Annotated in this window: 13 protein-coding genes; 7 read left to right on the forward strand and 6 right to left on the reverse strand. The window is 64.2% G+C overall.

All coding sequences use genetic code 11. The annotated features are described in order from the left end of the window. The first annotated feature begins 39 nt into the window (after positions 1-39). The 3 genes from KW830_RS09835 to KW830_RS09845 all read left to right on the forward strand — a co-directional run bounded on the left by KW830_RS09835 (position 40) and on the right by KW830_RS09845 (position 4965). Positions 40-2223 carry a TonB-dependent siderophore receptor gene (locus KW830_RS09835; RefSeq protein ID WP_218333010.1) on the forward strand — a complete coding sequence of 728 codons (2184 nt, stop codon included), beginning with the start codon at positions 40-42 and terminating at the stop codon, positions 2221-2223. Positions 2224-2326: 103 nt separating this feature from the next. Then, on the forward strand, positions 2327-3022 hold the full coding sequence (locus tag KW830_RS09840) for a response regulator transcription factor (RefSeq protein ID WP_218333011.1): 696 nt from the start codon (positions 2327-2329) through the stop codon (positions 3020-3022). Beyond that, complete coding sequence (locus tag KW830_RS09845; protein WP_218333012.1) at positions 3019-4965, forward strand: ATP-binding protein; 1947 nt, start codon at positions 3019-3021, stop codon at positions 4963-4965. The genes KW830_RS09840 and KW830_RS09845 overlap by 4 nt, the downstream gene beginning before the upstream one ends. 120 nt (positions 4966-5085) lie before the next feature. Here the strand turns inward: KW830_RS09845 and KW830_RS09850 are convergent, their stop codons facing one another. The 6 genes from KW830_RS09850 to groES all read right to left on the reverse strand — a co-directional run bounded on the left by KW830_RS09850 (position 5086) and on the right by groES (position 11612). Then, positions 5086-6051 (reverse strand): SAM-dependent methyltransferase, encoded by a 966-nt coding sequence (locus KW830_RS09850; RefSeq protein ID WP_083520576.1) that lies wholly within the window; start codon positions 6049-6051, stop codon positions 5086-5088. Continuing rightward, positions 6051-6680, reverse strand: coding sequence for a DUF1415 domain-containing protein (locus KW830_RS09855; RefSeq protein ID WP_066540329.1), 630 nt, complete (start codon positions 6678-6680; stop codon positions 6051-6053). The genes KW830_RS09850 and KW830_RS09855 overlap by 1 nt, the downstream gene beginning before the upstream one ends. Before the next feature lie 222 nt (positions 6681-6902). Beyond that, a complete protein-coding gene (locus KW830_RS09860) occupies positions 6903-8078 on the reverse strand; it encodes a deoxyguanosinetriphosphate triphosphohydrolase (RefSeq protein WP_218333013.1) in 1176 nt (391 codons plus the stop codon). 92 nt (positions 8079-8170) lie between these two features. Then, positions 8171-9316: a 3-dehydroquinate synthase gene (gene aroB / locus KW830_RS09865; protein ID WP_218333014.1), complete on the reverse strand. Its 1146-nt coding sequence runs from the start codon at positions 9314-9316 to the stop codon at positions 8171-8173. A 214-nt stretch (positions 9317-9530) separates the two neighbouring features. Beyond that, the gene (groL, locus tag KW830_RS09870; RefSeq protein ID WP_066540320.1) at positions 9531-11180 is read right to left on the reverse strand and encodes a chaperonin GroEL; all 1650 of its coding nucleotides are present in this window, start codon (positions 11178-11180) and stop codon (positions 9531-9533) included. A gap of 141 nt (positions 11181-11321) precedes the next feature. After that, positions 11322-11612 (reverse strand): co-chaperone GroES, encoded by a 291-nt coding sequence (gene groES, locus KW830_RS09875; RefSeq protein WP_066540317.1) that lies wholly within the window; start codon positions 11610-11612, stop codon positions 11322-11324. Positions 11613-12229: 617 nt separating this feature from the next. Here groES and KW830_RS09880 point away from each other — a divergent pair. The 4 genes from KW830_RS09880 to KW830_RS09895 all read left to right on the forward strand — a co-directional run bounded on the left by KW830_RS09880 (position 12230) and on the right by KW830_RS09895 (position 15782). Then, positions 12230-12913, forward strand: a complete 684-nt coding sequence (locus tag KW830_RS09880) for a phosphatase PAP2 family protein (protein ID WP_218333015.1) — start codon at positions 12230-12232, stop codon at positions 12911-12913. 771 nt (positions 12914-13684) lie between these two features. Next, entirely contained in the window at positions 13685-14377 is a 693-nt protein-coding gene (locus KW830_RS09885; RefSeq protein WP_218333016.1) for a phosphatase PAP2 family protein, read from the forward strand. 34 nt (positions 14378-14411) lie between these two features. After that, the gene (locus KW830_RS09890; protein WP_218333017.1) at positions 14412-14753 is read left to right on the forward strand and encodes a hypothetical protein; all 342 of its coding nucleotides are present in this window, start codon (positions 14412-14414) and stop codon (positions 14751-14753) included. Between the two features lie 81 nt (positions 14754-14834). Then, positions 14835-15782, forward strand: a complete 948-nt coding sequence (locus KW830_RS09895) for a HAMP domain-containing sensor histidine kinase (RefSeq protein ID WP_218333018.1) — start codon at positions 14835-14837, stop codon at positions 15780-15782. The last annotated feature ends 8 nt before the right edge of the window (positions 15783-15790 follow it).

Genomic DNA, 15790 nt, shown 5'->3' on the forward strand with positions numbered 1-15790 from the left:
CCTTGCCTTGCCGTGCTCTGCGTTGCCTTGCCCTCCGCCTTGTCTTTTCCTGCCGTGGGCCGGCCCGTGTGCGCACGCACCGCCCTGGCTCTGGCCTGCCTGGCTGCGGCCTTGCCCACCCAGGCGGCAGAGGGCACTGCCCCCACGGCGGCCACGCTGGGTACGGTCGATGTCACCGCCCCAGCCTCTGCCAGCACCGAAGGCAGCGACCAGTACCTGAGCACCGCCCCCAGTGCCACGGCCACCGGCCTGGCACTGCGCAGCCAGGCCACCCCCCAGCCCGTGCAGGTGCTGACCCGCAGCCTGCTCAACGACCAGGACGCCCAGTCGGTGCGGGATCTGGCCGTGCTCTCGGCCGGCCTGAGCGCCTCGCGCGGGCAGCTGTACGCCCGGGGTTTTGCGCTCAGCCACTGGATGGTGGACGGCATGAGCGTCAGCTCCGACAAGAATTTCGACCTGAGCCAGAGCCTGGCCCTGTACGACCGGGTGGAAGTGGTCCAGGGCGCCTCGGGCCTGATGAGCGGCATGGGCACCCCCTCTGCCGCGCTGAACCTGGTGCGCAAGCTGCCCACGGCCCAGCCGCGCGTGGAACTGCAGCTGCGTGCCGGCCGCTGGAACCAGCGCGAAGCCATGGTCGACGCCTCCGGGCCGCTGAATGCCGCCGGCAGCTTGCGTGCCCGCGCCGTGGTGGATGCCAACAACCACCACAGCTATATGGACCGCATGGCCAGCCGCAAACGCAGCTACTACGGCGTGGTCGAGGCCGACATTGCCGCCCAGACCACGCTGCGCCTGGGGGCCAGCCAGCAGCGCAACATCCACCGCGACTCGCTCAGCGAGATCCCCACCGCCCCCGACGGCGGCGACCTGCACCTGCCGCGCTCCACCTACCTGGGCTACGACTGGGAATACTGGCGGCAGCAGACCGACACCGCCTTTGCCCAGCTGGAACATGAATGGGACAGCGGCTGGCGCCTGCGCGCCGACCTGCTGCGGCTGCACTCCCAGCTGGAATACCTGGGCACCTACCTGAACGGGGGCTCCCCCACGGCCATGCGCCAGAGCCTGGGTCAGTACAACTCCAGCCAGGAGGAGAACAGCTACGCCGTGTCGCTGCGCGGCCCCTGGCGCTTTGCCGGGCGCACCCACCAACTGGCGCTGGGCCTGAGCCACCGCCGGGGCGACACCTCCGGCCAGGGCTGGACGGCCCCCAACTGGATCACCGGCCTGAATGTCTACGCGCCCATGGCCCCCGTCGCGGCGCCGAACCTGGGCCTGCTGTCGGCCTACGCCTACCGCTACCGCCAGACGCTGGACCCCACCCAGACGGGTGTCTGGCTGGCCACGCAGCTGCAACTGCACGAGCGGCTGCAGCTGACCCTGGGCGGACGCTGGGACCGCTACCGCCATGCCGGACTGGTGGCCGACAATTTCCGCATGCCCATGCAGCGCACCGACCAGGACCGCCTGCAGCACTTCAGCCGCTACGCCGGTCTGGTGTGGGAGCTGGATGCGCGGCACAGCGCCTACCTGCAGACCTCGGACATCTTCCAGCCCCGCACCGAACGCGACATGGCGGGCCAGGTGCTGCCATCGACCACGGGGCGCACCTATGGCGCCGGCCTGCAAGGCCGCTACCTGGACCAGCGCCTGCAGGCCGGCATCCACCTGTTCCAGGCCACCCAGCGCCATGCGCTGGAGCAGGAATACCAGCAATTCACCTGCCCCAGCTACCCCGGCGTGGCGTGCTACCGAAGCATCGAGCAGGTGCGCAGCCGCGGCGTGACCCTGCAGCTGCAAGGACAGATCACCCCGGGCTGGCAGCTGTCGGCCAGCACCACCCTGGTCAGCAGCCGCCATACCCAGGACCCGCAGAAACAAGGCCAGCGCTACGAGCCGCAACTGCCTCGCCTGCAGTGGCAGCTGAGCACGGTCTACCGCCTGCCGGACAGCGCCTGGCGTGTGGGCGGCAGCCTCTACCGCCAAAGCAGCACCGGAAATACCGGGCTGGACACCCTGAGCGGCTACCAGTACCGCATCCGCCAGCCCTCCTACACCCTGGTGGGGCTGATGGCGGCACGCCAGATCACGCCACACTGGCAGCTACAGCTGAACGTGCACAATCTGCTGGACAAGCGCTATTACCGCAGCATCGAAGCGCCCATGTTCACCGCCTATGGACCGCCGCGCAGCTGGCAGGCCACGCTGCGCTACCAGTATTGAGCGCCCGGCGTCGGCCTGCAATTACCTATGTTTCGGGATTGGCAACACCGGCTCCAGCAGCGATAGTGCGCGCAACACGCACCGCGCGCACTCCTTGAACACCATGTCCGCCATTCCTCCGACCACGCCCGCCCCTTTGCCAACCCCTGTGCTGGTGGTGGAAGACGATGCCTTGATCCAGCAACGGCTGCGGCAGATCCTGGCCAGCCTGGGCTACCAGGCCGACATGCTGCACTTCGCCTCGGCCCTGGGCCCGGCCCGCCAGCTGGCCGCGCAGCAAAGCTTTGCCCTGGCCCTGGTCGATCTGGGCCTGCCGGACGGCAATGGCACGGAACTGATTGGCGAGCTGCGCAGCAGCGACCCCGTCATGGGCATTCTGGTGATCTCCGCCTGGAGCACCAAGGAGGCCATCCTGAACGCCCTGCGCGCCGGGGCCACCGGCTATGTGCTCAAGGAACGTGACGACCTGGAAGTCACCCTCTCCATCCGCAGCGTGCTGCGCGGCGGTGCGCCTATCGACCCTTTCATCGCGCGCCGCGTCATCACCGAGTTCCAGCAACAGCAGGCGCCCACCGAGCCGCCGGCCGCCACCGACTCCGATGCCGTGCTGAGCGCACGCGAGATCGACGTCCTCAACCAGGTGGCCAGCGGCCTGACCCACCGCGAGATTGCCGAGCGCATGTTCATCTCGCGCCACACCGTGGAAGCCCATGTGCGCAACATCTACCGCAAACTGGCCGTCAGCTCGCGCATGCGTGCCGTCAGCGAAGCCCGTGCCCGGGGACTGCTGACGCGATGACGGGGTTCGGCGGGCACCGCCTGGCACGCAGCCTCTGGTGGCTGTGCAGTCTGCTGCTGGCCTGGCTGTGCTGGATGCCTGCAGCCCATGCCAGCACTGCAGCCCAGGCATGCAGCGCCCGCATCGACAGTACCATGGCTGCCCGTGCGGATGCAGCAGCCACCCAGGCACCGACCCAGGGCTGGGAAGCCGTGACGCTGCCGGACAATTGGTCGCGCCGCTGGCCCGGACACCACGGCCCGGTCTGGTACCGCATCACCTGGAGCACGGACTGCCCGCTGACAAGCCCCGTGGCCATGACCGTGGACTCCATCAACATGGCCGGGGAGGTCTACAGCAACCAGGACCTGATCTGGCGCGACCACCATCTGCAGGAGCCGCTGTCCCGCTCCTGGAGCACCGCCCGTTCCTGGGTGCTGCCGCAATCCTCCTTACAGCCCCAGGGACCGAACACCATCTGGCTGCGCGTGGTCGGCGTGCCGGAGCTGCGCCCCGGTCTGGGCGTGGTGGAGGTAGGTACCCCCGAAGCCATGCTCGCCAGCCAGCGCCACCATGACTGGAACACGCGCACCCTGTTCCAGCTGAACCTCACCCTGTCCGCCACCCTGGGCATCATGGCGCTGGTGGTATGGCTGCCCCGGCGCAAGCAGTCTCTGCTGGGCTGGTATGCACTGGTGTCGCTGTGCTGGGTGCTGTTCGGCAGCAATGTGCTGCTGACCGAGACCTGGCCCTTTCCAGACAGCCTGGCCATGGCCCGCGTCAACCACCTGGCCTATATCGGCTACATCGCCAGCTTCGCGGTGTTCTGCTGGCAGCTGATTGAAAGCCCTTTGTCACGCCGCCAGCTGCAACGCCTGGGCGGATTGACCCTGGTGGCCGGTGCGGTCGTTATGGCCACCCCGGGGTGGTTCCCCATGCAGCGGGCGGCCGACTTCTATACCCTGATCTTCCTGGGCAATACCGCGCTGGTGATCCGGCATGCCTGGCGCACCTGTGCGCTGCAGCACCAGCTGGTCGCCGTCTATCTGCTGCTGATGGTGTCCATGGGCGTGCGCGATCTGCTGGTGGTGGCGGAAATCTGGCCCAGCCGCAACTTCTACAGTGCCTACACCGCCCTGCTGTTCATGCTGCTGTCGGCCGTACTGATGCGCCGGCGCATTCTGCAGGATGCCCAGCGCATCGAGCGCTTCAACCAGGAGCTTAGCGAAACCGTGGCCCGCGCCTGCGACGAGCTGAACACCACACTTTCCCAGGAACATGCCCTGGCCCTGGCCAATGCCCACCTGCAGGAACGCCTGCAGCTGGCACAAGATCTGCACGATGGCCTGGGTGGACAGATCGTGCGCTCCATCATGCTGGTAGAGCAAAGCGATGCGCCCCCCTCCAAGGAACGCTATCTGTCCATGCTCAAGCTGCTGCGCGATGACCTGCGCCAGGTGGTGGACAGCGATGGCAGCATCGGCGCCAACGCGCCGACCACCCCCGAGGAATGGACCATTCCGCTGCGCTATCGATTTGTCACCCTGTTCGACGACCTGGAGATGTCCTCTGAATGGCTGACCCCAGCGCACTGGGAAACCCCGCCCAGCGCCCTGCAGTGCATGCTGCTGGCCCGGGTGGCCGAGGAAGCGCTGACGAATATCGTCAAACACAGCCAGGCCCGCATGGTGCGGGTCAACCTGCTGTATCCGGATGCCAGGCAGCTGGTGCTGCGCATCGAGGATGACGGCATCGGCTTTGACGCGCCGATCGCCCTGCGCGCCGGCCTGGGCATCGGCATGTCCAGCATGCGGGCACGCATGGAGCGCATGGGCGGCGCGCTGCATGTCCGCTCCCGCCCGGGCCATACCGTGATCGAGGCCTGCCTGCCGCTGGCGGACCTGGGCGCTGCAGCACCTCTGCCCGCCCCCCGTCTGCCCATACCGCACATGCCCATGCCGTGAGCGGGCTCGCCGCCGCAGCAGGCATGCCCCGCTGCTGAAAACAACGCGAAGCAGGGCTGAACCGCGCTGGAGACCACCGGCGTTCAGGCGCAGACCATTCGCGCCCTTGGCAACACCACCTCAGGCGGCGTTTTCAGCAGCAACGGCAGCCGCTGGCTCACCCAGTGCGGCCGGCGCTACCGCGTGTTGCGGCAGCTTGAAACGGCTCTGCGCCAATGCTTCCAGTCCGAACTCGGCCAGCAGCTGTTGCAGGCGATCGGCCGCCGCGCGTTTCTTGTGGCCGGTGTAGCGGGCCACGATCAGCTCGTTCTTCATGCTGTGCTCCCAGCCCACCAGCTCAGTCACCGTCACCTGGTAGCCGCTGGCTTCCAGGTACAGGCAGCGCAGCACATTGGTGACCTGGCTGCCGATCTCGCGCGTGTGGATGGGGTGGCGCCACAGTTCGGCCAGCGGCGTGCGCGCCAGGCTCAATGCCTTGGTCTGGCGCAGGCAGGCCGCGACTTCGGCCTGGCAGCAGGGCACCAGCACCATGGCCTTGGCCTTTTTCTCCAGGCCGAAGGCAATCGCATCGTCGGTGGCGGTGTCGCAGGCATGCAGGGCCGTAACCACGTCAAAGCGCTCAGGCATGAAATCGGCCTGGGTGGATTCGGCCACCGACATGTTCAGAAACTCCATGCGCTCGAAACCCAGATCGGCGGCCAGCTTCTGCGACGCCTCGACCAACGGTGCGCGGGTTTCGATGCCGTAGATGCGGCCCAGCCCCTGGGCCTTGAAGTACAGGTCGTACAGGATGAAGCCGAGATAGGACTTGCCCGCGCCATGATCGGCCAGCGTCACGGCGTGGCCGTCGGCCCCCAGCTCCTTGAGGATGGGCTCGATGAACTGGTACAGGTGGTAGACCTGCTTGAGCTTGCGGCGCGAATCCTGGTTGAGCTTGCCGTCGCGCGTGAGGATGTGCAGGGCCTTGAGCAAGGCGATGCTCTGGCCGGGTTTCAGCTCCAGCTGGGCCGCAATGTCCTGGGCCGCCGGCTTGGCAGCTTGGCCGGCGTTCGCAGCGCCCTGGCCTTTCTTGTCGTGCTTGGCCATCAGTTGCCTGCCTTCTGGGGTTCAGCATGGCCAGTCACCGGGCAGCGCGCGCCCACGTCCAGATCCAGCCAGCCTTCCAGGCCAATGTCTTCCAGCACTTCCATGTTGCGTTCGAAAATCATCTCGGCCTCGGGGAAGGCTTCCACCGCCTTGTCGATGCTTTCTTCGCGGATCAGGTGCAGCGTGGGATAAGGCGAGCGGTTGGTGCAGTTGGTCACGTCGTCCACATCCGTGCCTTCGAACTGAAAGCGTGGATGGAAGGAGGCCACTTGCAGAATGCCGCCCAGATCCAGCTCTTCCACCATGGCATCGGCGATTTCCAGAAAATCGTTGAAGTCCAGAAAATCCTGCAGTGCCTCGGGCAGCATCAGCAGCGTGGTGTCGCGCTTTTCGGGGTTGGTCTCGGCCAGGGCTTCCAGCTCGCGGTGCAGGTCATTGGCCACACCTTCGGCATCCGTGGCCTGGCTGACGACGTAGTGGATCTGGCCCTTCACATGCACGCCCTTGGCAAAGGGGCACAGGTTCAGGCCGATCACGGCCCGCTCCAGCCAGCGCACGGTGTCGGCGATCACCATGTCTTCGGGAAAGGATGGTTGGTCTGCGTCGGTCTGGATGGTGGTATCGGTCATGTGGGCCCCAAAAAGCAAATGGGGGCGCAACGCCCCCTCTCTCTCATCGATTCTGTGGCGCGAATTCTATCGGGCTGCCGCTCTTGCGTGCACGGTGCGGACTTTGCGCTGGCGCAAAGCCCGACCACGCCGGCATGCGGCACCCGGTATCGGCTGCCGGCTTCTGGTGGCAGCGGCGTATCTGTGACTCCTCCGGCTGCAAGCGTAACGCTTTGCAGCGTTTCAGACCAGCAGGCGTTTTCCGGTCAGCCGTTCATGCTCATGGGCGGCATAGCGGTCGGTCATGCCGGCCACGAAATCCGCCACGGCACGGGCACGCCCGGCCTCGCTGGCGGCCGCCTGGGCCTTGGCAGCGTGGCGCGGCTTCATTTCCTGCGGGCGGGCCAGATAGAGGGAGAACAGGTCCTGGACCACCGTCTGCGCATGGTCCATGGTCTGTGTGACTTCCGCATGACGGTAGAGATTGCGGAACAGAAACTGTTTCAGCGCCTGGCTTTCCCTGGCCATGTCCGCACTGAAGGCCACCAGCTTGTCCGGATGGGCGCGCACCGCGGCCACACTGTCCACCCCTGCGGCCGCAATACGCTGCCGGGTGGTGGCAATCACGTCGTACACCTGGTCGCTGAGCATGCGGCGGATGGTTTCGTACAGCAGGCGGCGCTGGTACTCGGCCTGGGCCAGCTGCGGGTGCTGGGCCAGTGCCTGGGCGTGGTAGCGCGCCACCAGAGGGACCGTCAGCAGCTGCTCCCAGGTGAGGTAGCCGGAGCGCAGACCGTCGTCCACATCGTGTGCGTTGTAGGCAATGGCATCGGCCAGATTGCACAGCTGGGCCTCCAGCGAAGGCTGGCCGCCCTGCAGAAAGCGCGCGGCCACGCCACCGGGCTCCTGTGCCTCCAGCTTCTGGGCATTAGCCTGGGAGCAGTGCTTGAGGATGCCTTCGCGGGCCTCGAAGGTCAGGTTCAGGCCGTCGAACTCGGGATAGCGCTCTTCCAGCTGGTCCACCACGCGCAGGCTCTGCAGATTGTGCTCAAAGCCCCCCCAGGGCCGCATGCAGGCGTTGAGCATGTCCTGCCCGGCATGGCCGAACGGTGTGTGGCCCAGGTCATGGGCCAGGCAGATGGCCTCCACCAGGTCTTCATTGAGGCCCAGCGGCCGGGCGATGGAGCGGCCCAGCTGCGCCACCTCCAGCGAATGGGTGAGCCGCGTGCGGAACAGATCCCCTTCGTGGTTCAGAAACACCTGGGTCTTGTAGACGAGGCGGCGAAAGGCGCTGGAGTGGACGATGCGGTCACGGTCCCGCTGGTGGTCGCTGCGCGTGGGCGCCGCCACCTCCGCAAAACGCCTGCCCCGGGTCTGTGCCGGGTCGCATGCCCAAGGGGCCAGTGCCTGCATCGCCATCCACCACTCCTCTGTTCAAAGACACTTCAGAGACACCACCGCCATTCACGGCACAGCCTAGCCGCCGCACAGCCCCCTCCCCCGTCGGCGTGTCAGGCGGGTGCGCAGCACCAGTCGATGACCTGGCGCACCAGCGCATCCGGTGCGCCGCGCATGGTGGCCTTTCCCGGGCCGTCGATCAGCACGAAGCGGATCTCGCCCGCTTCGGCCTTTTTGTCCACCCGCATATGTTCCAGGTAGGCGCCGGCGTTGTCCTGCGCGTCCAACACGGCGCCGCGCGTGGGCAGGCCGGCACGTTCGATCAGGCGGGTCAGCCGTGCCACAAAGGCAGCGTCCACCATGCCCAGTTCCTGCGACAGATGGGCCGCCATCACCATACCGGCACCCACGCCTTCGCCGTGCAGCCAGTTGCCGTAGCCCATGCCGGCTTCGATGGCGTGACCAAAGGTGTGGCCAAAGTTCAGCACTGCGCGCAGACCAGTTTCCTTCTCGTCCTGGCTGACCACCCAGGCCTTGATCTCCACGCTGCGCTTGACCGCCTGCGCCATGGCCGTGCGGTCACCGGCACGCAGACGGTCGATGTGCAACTCCAGCCACTCGAAGAACGCCATATCGGCAATCGGGCCGTACTTGATGACCTCGGCCAGCCCGGCCGACAGCTCGCGCGGAGGCAGGCTGTCGAGCGATGCCAGATCGCACACCACCAGCTGCGGCTGGTAGAAGGCACCGACCATGTTCTTGCCCAGCGGGTGGTTGATGGCGGTTTTGCCGCCCACGCTGGAATCCACCTGCGACAGCAGCGTGGTGGGCAGTTGCACAAAGGGCACGCCACGCATATAGCTGGCAGCGGCAAACCCCGTCATGTCACCAATCACGCCGCCCCCCAGGGCAAACAGCACGGTCTTGCGGTCGCAGCCATGCTGCAGCAGGGCGTCAAAAATCAGGTTCAGCGTCTGCCAGTCCTTGTAGGCCTCGCCATCCGGCAGCTCCACCACATGCACCTGCGGGTAGCGGCCCGCCAGCGCTGCACGCACCTGCTGCAGGTACAGCGGCGCCACGGTGGTATTGGTCACGATCAGCGCACTGGCCGCCTTGGGCAGAGCGGCATAGGTGGCGGCATCGCCCAGCAGACCGGCGGCAATGCGGATCGGGTAGCTGCGCTCTCCCAGATCAATGTGCACGGTGGCCTGGTCGGCCGTGGCAGAGGCGAAAGGGACAAGCGTGGCAGCGGAGGTCATGCGGGCAGAAAGTCAGAAAACGGGAAAGGTCTGCGCCCAAGTGTAGGGCAGCCGGCAGGCCGAGGCATCGCGGACCGGGTGGTACACCCACGGCAGAGGCGATGGTCGCGTGCGGACATGAAAAAAACCCGCAGGCCTTGCGGCGTGCGGGTTGTGTCGGTCTGGGACCGGGCAGAGCCTGGGCTCCACCCTTGTCACAGCGGCCAACAGGCAATTACATGCCCATGCCGCCCATGCCGCCCATGCCACCCATGCCACCCATGTCGGGAGCACCAGCGCCTTCGGCCTTGGGGGCGTCAGCGATCATGCACTCGGTGGTCAGCAGCAGCGAAGCCACGGAAGCAGCGTTTTGCAGAGCGGTACGGGTCACCTTGGTGGGATCCAGGATACCCATTTCCAGCATGTCGCCGTAGGTGTCGTTGGCAGCGTTGAAACCGAAGTTGCCTTGGCCCTTCAGCACCGAGTCCACCACCACCGAGGGTTCGCCACCGGCGTTGGACACGATTTCGCGCAGAGGGGCTTCCACGGCCTTCAGCACCAGCTTGATACCGGCGTCTTGCTCGGCATTGCCAGTGGACAGAGCGCCCACGGCTTGCTTGGCGCGCAGCAGGGCCACGCCGCCGCCGGCCACGATGCCTTCTTCCACAGCAGCGCGGGTAGCGTGCAGGGCGTCTTCCACGCGGGCCTTCTTTTCCTTCATTTCGACTTCGGTCGCAGCGCCGACCTTGATCACTGCCACGCCGCCGGCCAGCTTGGCCACGCGTTCTTGCAGCTTTTCACGGTCGTAGTCGCTGGTCGCTTCTTCGATCTGCAGGCGGATTTGCTTGACGCGGGCTTCGATTTCAGCAGCTTGGCCAGCACCGTCGATGATGGTGGTGTTTTCCTTGCCGATTTCGACGCGTTGGGCTTGGCCCAGGTCTTCCAGGGTCACCTTGTCCAGGGTCAGGCCGACTTCCTCGGCGATCACCTTGCCGCCCGTCAGGATGGCGATGTCTTCCAGCATGGCCTTGCGACGGTCGCCGAAGCCAGGAGCCTTCACAGCCACGACCTTCAGGATGCCGCGGATGGTGTTCACCACCAGAGTCGCCAGGGCTTCGCCTTCGACGTCTTCGGCAATGATCAGCAGGGGACGGCCAGCCTTGGCAACTTGCTCCAGGGTGGGCAGCAGGTCACGGATGTTGCTGATCTTCTTGTCGAACAGCAGCACGAAGGGGTTGTCCAGAATCGCGGCTTGCTTTTCGGGGTTGTTGATGAAGTAGGGCGACAGGTAGCCGCGGTCGAATTGCATGCCTTCCACGACATCCAGTTCGTTGGCCAGGGACTTGCCCTCTTCCACGGTGATCACGCCTTCCTTGCCGACCTTGTCCATGGCTTGGGCAATGATTTCGCCCACGTCGGAGTCGGAGTTGGCGGAAATGGTGCCGACTTGGGCGATTTCCTTGGAAGTGGTGGTGGCCTTGGATTGCTTCTTCAGCTCTTCCACCAGGGCGGCGACAGCCTTGTCGATACCGCGCTTCAGGTCCATGGGGTTCAGACCGGCAGCCACGTACTTGGAGCCTTCGCGCACGATGGCCTGGGCCAGCACGGTGGCGGTGGTGGTGCCGTCACCGGCGATGTCGTTGGTCTTGGAAGCCACTTCCTTCACGAGCTGGGCGCCCATGTTCTGCAGCTTGTCCTTCAGTTCCACTTCCTTGGCCACGGACACGCCGTCCTTGGTCACGGTGGGGGCGCCGAAGGAGCGCTCCAGCACCACGTTGCGGCCCTTGGGGCCCAGGGTCACTTTAACGGCATTGGCCAGAATGTTCACGCCTTCGACCATGCGTGCACGTGCTTCACCACCGAAAACTACGTCTTTTGCTGCCATGTTTGGCTCCTACAAATGGGTTCAATTTGGCTGTTTCAGCGCATCCAGTGGGCTGAGACAGCTATGAATTTGAAAGTTTGGATGCTGGGGAACGGGTGCCTGGGGCCGCGGGCCTCTGGCACCGGCAAATCACCGGGTGATTTACTTCTCGACGACTGCGAACAGGTCGTCTTCCTTCATCACCAGCAGCTCGTTGCCGTCGATCTTGACAGTCTGGCCAGAGTACTTGCCGAACAGCACGCGGTCGCCGACCTTCACGTTCAGAGCGATCTGTTCGCCCTTGTCGTTGCGCTTGCCAGGACCCACTGCCAGCACTTCGCCTTGGTCAGGCTTTTCGGCGGCGTTGTCAGGGATATAAATGCCCGAAGCCGTCTTGGTTTCGTTCTCAAGGCGCTTGACGATCACGCGGTCGTGCAGAGGACGCAGGTTCATTCACTTCTCCTAGAAATCAACAAAGTGGATTTATCCGTTCCACGCTGCGCAAAGCCAGCGTGGCTAAACAGGCGAGGGACCGGGCTTGTTAGCACTCAACCCCTACGAGTGCTAATAATAAGGCGAAATCGGAAGCTTTCAAGTCCCAAGGTCGCTTGAAAAGCAGGGTTACCGTGGAACGCCATGCAAGGAACGGCTCTCACAGCAAGTTCGTGGAAAGCGCAACGGCCCTGTGGCTTTTGGCGATGCCCATTCCGAAAACATCCGGGCAGGACCCCACGGGATGAGATACCGTGGAGCGCGTCGCAGCGGCAGCCGTCCCAACCCGAGCCGCGTCCGCCAGGCTGAAGGGCCGCATGCTTGCTTCCGCTCCTGTTCTGCCCTTGTTGACTGAGCCCCTCCAGTCCGACCGCGTGATCAATTGCCCCGAAAGCGTCCGGTCGTTGCATACGTTGGCGGCAGATGCCGGACGGCAAGTCAGACGGTTGCAGCGACCGCCTCCGTTTTGGAGCATGCCGGCTCCACGCAAACCCGAATTTCCGCGAACTGGACTGCCTTAGCCCACACAGGGACCAGCCCTTAAGACGACGTTAAGTTCAGAACTCGACGATCTTGGCATGACCCAATACCGAGATCGCCGAAGCCTGATTGCCTTGGCTGTTTTTTCTTTGATCGTCCTGTGGGATGTATCAGGCCTCGACATGCCTTTCGCCCAGCTTGTAGGTGGCAAGGCAGGTTTCCCCTTGAGAGACAGTTGGTTTTTGACCACTGTCCTGCACGATGGAGTGAAGCAATTGGCGTGGATGTTTGTACTCGCCTTGGCAGTCTCCACTGTCTGGCCATGGGGACCGCTGAAGGACCTGCCATTTGCCCGCCGGGTCCAGCTGACAGCAGTAACGCTTTGCGCAAGCGGTCTGATCGCGTTGCTCAAGGCGGGCAACCACACCAGTTGCCCCTGGGATCTTGAACAGTTTGGGGGCGTGGCCAGCTACATCTCTCATTGGACCGGGTGGGTTCGTTCGGACGGCGGAGGGGGCCATTGCTTTCCCGCAGGCCAGGCGTCTACAGGCTTCGCCTTCATCGCCGGTTACTTTGCATTGCGGGATGACAAGCCCCAACTTGCACGGTGGTGGCTGCTTGCATCCATCGCTTTAGGCCTCGTTCTAGGTGGTGCCCAACAGCTTCGTGGGGCCCATTTCATGAGCCATACGCTGTGGACGGGCTGGATCTGCTGGCTGTTCGGATGGACTGCAAATGCGCTCTTCCAGCGCTGTGCGCGTCAGATGGAAGCGCGCGTGTGATGCAAACCACGAAATTCGCTCCTTTGCAGGCCGTGTGCTCTGGAGATCAAAGTTCGGCTCCCTGGGGCAGTCCCCGGTTGGCTGCTATTGCGGCAGCATAGGCGTATGCGCCGTGGGGCATGCTGCTTGGCCGACATGCCAGACACGCAGTGACCGTCGGCTTGACGCCGTTGACCAGGGTCTTCTTTCTTGCGTGGCCCTGCACAGCCATGGCGTCGACAGTGCATGCGCACCATGACTTGCGCTATCGGTTGCATCTCATGGCGAGCCTGTACTTCGCCATGCATGTCGCACGAAAGTCTCTCAAGTTGAGCCGCCACGACCCCGCATACATTCACCTCCCCTCGACGAAATAAAAGCCTATTCCAAAGCGCATCCACAAGCGTGAATGACCGACGCGTTTACGGGATTGCAACCGGGATGCAGTCAGCACACCACCGAAGGCTCCAACGAGGCAAGCGAGAGCACGCATCTGACAGCAGCACGGTTTCCCCCCACACCGTGGCGACCCTGCGCCGGCGACACGGCACTCGACGCGAAATGCAGGCGCTTTCAGCGCCCGTTGAATAGCACTGAGTGTGTGGAAAACCACATGCCACAGTCCGGAGACGCCTGAAGAGATCAAGGGAGGCAGAAAGAGGTATTCCCGCAGATTTCTGGGTCAGCCCATGGATTGCTCGCCAGCAAAACGCATGGACCGAGAGTCGCCGGAAGACCTTAAGCCGACATTAATCTGCGACTCACACGATCGCGGTTTCGAAAGGAACCGAAATGCAGCTCTCCCTTCCTCCGCCGGACCGCAGCCTTGACACCCCGTCGGACCTGCACGCGCCGTCTTATCCGACCAGGCACTACCTGATCGCGTCATGGCTGCTCGGAGCTGCCCTGCTGTGTCTGGCTGCCATCGCAGGCAATCCAGGCGTCGAGGCGCACGAGCTGGCCTCGCTCAAACTGCTGCGCAGTCTTGGCAGCGAAACTCTGCGCTGGTTGATGCTGGCGATGTATCAGTTCCAAATTCCGGTCCTGGCCGCGGTCACGGCAGCAGGCCTTGCACTGCCGCTGCGGCGCCGGCAGTGGCGCCTGGTTGCTGAGTCGGCAGTGCTGCTGTTGGGAGCCATGCCGCTGGACCTTGTCCTCAAGGCGGCTTTCCATCGTGCACGTCCTGCGGTCGACCAGTTGGTGCCGGCCCATGGCTACAGCTTTCCGAGTGGGCACACGATGTCAGCGGCAGTGATTGTGGGTTGGGCCCTATGTATGATCCTTCGAAGCTCGTTGCGCCGGTCCACGCGCATGGCCATGGCCTGCGCAGTCGTCATGATCGTGGTACTGGTTGCACTCAGCCGGGTCTACTTGGGCGCCCATTACCCGTCCGATGTCGTTGCATCGTGTATTGCGGCCGCATGCTGGATCAGCCTATGCCTTGCCTATTTCGAAACACTGAGGCCCCGGTCTTTGGCCACATGAAGACGCTGCGCGAACAGAGCGAAAGGCAGGGAATATGACTTTCAGACCGTCTCTGCAGAAAGAGCTGCTGGCCTGGACTCTGGGTGGACTGGTGGTGGTGTGGTCTGCATTCATATATTTCGGCTACCACACAGGAAAACATGAAGCCGATGAGCTCACGGACGGTCACCTGGCCAGCGTGGCGTCGTTGCTTCTCGCGCAGCGGGTGGAAGCTTTCAGCAGCCAACCCGATGCGGCATCACTGAGCAGCACCAGCCTCCGTGCGCACGATTACCAGCACTCCATGAGCGTGGTGATATGGGACGGTACCGGCAAGGTGATTGCCCACACGGGCCAGTCCCCGGTCCCCGACTTTGACCTGGCCGAGGGATTCTAGACTCTGGATCTAGGGACTCCTGCTCGCCCTTGGCGACTTTTCATCCGGTGGAATGACGAAGCGCATGCACGCCGTGTTGCGGTGCTGCTTCCCATTGCCGAGCGAGATGCGCTTGCACAGGACATTGCTGGACAAGTTGCGGCACCAGGCCTGTGGTTGCTGCCCGTGGTTTCACTCGTTCTGGTGCTGGCAGTGCGACGTGGTCTGCGTCCGCTCAACGTGCTCAGCCACCAGGTCCGCTCGCTTGAGGTGGGGCAAGCGCTGAATTTGCGTGCCCCACCCCACGAGGAGTTTCAGTCCATGGTGCAGGCCATCGAGACCCTGTCCAACCGCTACACGTCTGCCTTGCAGCGCGAACGTGACCTTGCCAATGAATTTGCCCACGAACTGAGAACCCCTGTCGCCTCCTTGCGACTGCATGTGGACCTTCTCAAGTCTGCTGGTGCAGAAACTGCACCCGGCATCATCAGGCGCCTCGATCTGGATGCGAAGCGAAGCGCAGCCGTGATCGACCATCTGCTGGCACTTGCCCGTGCGAGCCGCACCCAGCTTGCAGAAGATGCCTCGCTCTTCAACCTGGCAGACCTGGTCAGACACATCGCTGCAGACTATGGCGAGAAAGCGTACAAAAGCCACCATGAGCTCTCCGTGTCGGCACCAGACCTGGTGGAGGTGCGCGGATACAGCACGCTGCTGGAAATCGCCATTAGAAACCTGGTCGAAAACTCTCTGGCACACACGCCCCCCGGAACTGCGGTCGAGATCATCGTCGAGGCATTGCCGGTAGCAATCGAGGTTCGGGACACCACACCGGCAGAATCTCCCATCAGCGCGGCCAACGGAATCCAGGGTCTGGGGCTCGGGCACCAGGTGGTTCGGAAGATCGCCACGATCCATGGGGCCGGCTTTTTCAAGACGACCGCCGATGACGGTACTTCAGTCGGCTACAGGCTAAGTCCGCTCACCAATATCGACCGTGCGGAGCACAAGCCTATGGTGGAACACGACGTGCCACCCGAGAGTCCCTGAACGCCAGC

This window comes from Comamonas sp. CMM03, assembly GCF_019218715.1.
Taxonomy (GTDB): Bacteria; Pseudomonadota; Gammaproteobacteria; order Burkholderiales; family Burkholderiaceae_C; genus Comamonas; species Comamonas terrigena.

Bases quoted from the DNA above. Each gene is read 5' to 3' on its own strand.
- KW830_RS09855 (WP_066540329.1), bottom strand. From the start codon at position 6,680: ATGACCGATACCACCATCCAGACCGACGCAGACCAACCATCCTTTCCC.
- aroB (WP_218333014.1), bottom strand. From the start codon at position 9,316: ATGACCTCCGCTGCCACGCTTGTCCCTTTCGCCTCTGCCACGGCCGAC.
- KW830_RS09845 (WP_218333012.1), top strand. From the start codon at position 3,019: ATGACGGGGTTCGGCGGGCACCGCCTGGCACGCAGCCTCTGGTGGCTG.
- KW830_RS09850 (WP_083520576.1), bottom strand. From the start codon at position 6,051: ATGGCCAAGCACGACAAGAAAGGCCAGGGCGCTGCGAACGCCGGCCAA.
- KW830_RS09890 (WP_218333017.1), top strand. From the start codon at position 14,412: ATGACTTTCAGACCGTCTCTGCAGAAAGAGCTGCTGGCCTGGACTCTG.
- KW830_RS09860 (WP_218333013.1), bottom strand. From the start codon at position 8,078: ATGGCGATGCAGGCACTGGCCCCTTGGGCATGCGACCCGGCACAGACC.
- groL (WP_066540320.1), bottom strand. From the start codon at position 11,180: ATGGCAGCAAAAGACGTAGTTTTCGGTGGTGAAGCACGTGCACGCATG.
- groES (WP_066540317.1), bottom strand. From the start codon at position 11,612: ATGAACCTGCGTCCTCTGCACGACCGCGTGATCGTCAAGCGCCTTGAG.
- KW830_RS09880 (WP_218333015.1), top strand. From the start codon at position 12,230: ATGACCCAATACCGAGATCGCCGAAGCCTGATTGCCTTGGCTGTTTTT.
- KW830_RS09885 (WP_218333016.1), top strand. From the start codon at position 13,685: ATGCAGCTCTCCCTTCCTCCGCCGGACCGCAGCCTTGACACCCCGTCG.
- KW830_RS09840 (WP_218333011.1), top strand. From the start codon at position 2,327: ATGTCCGCCATTCCTCCGACCACGCCCGCCCCTTTGCCAACCCCTGTG.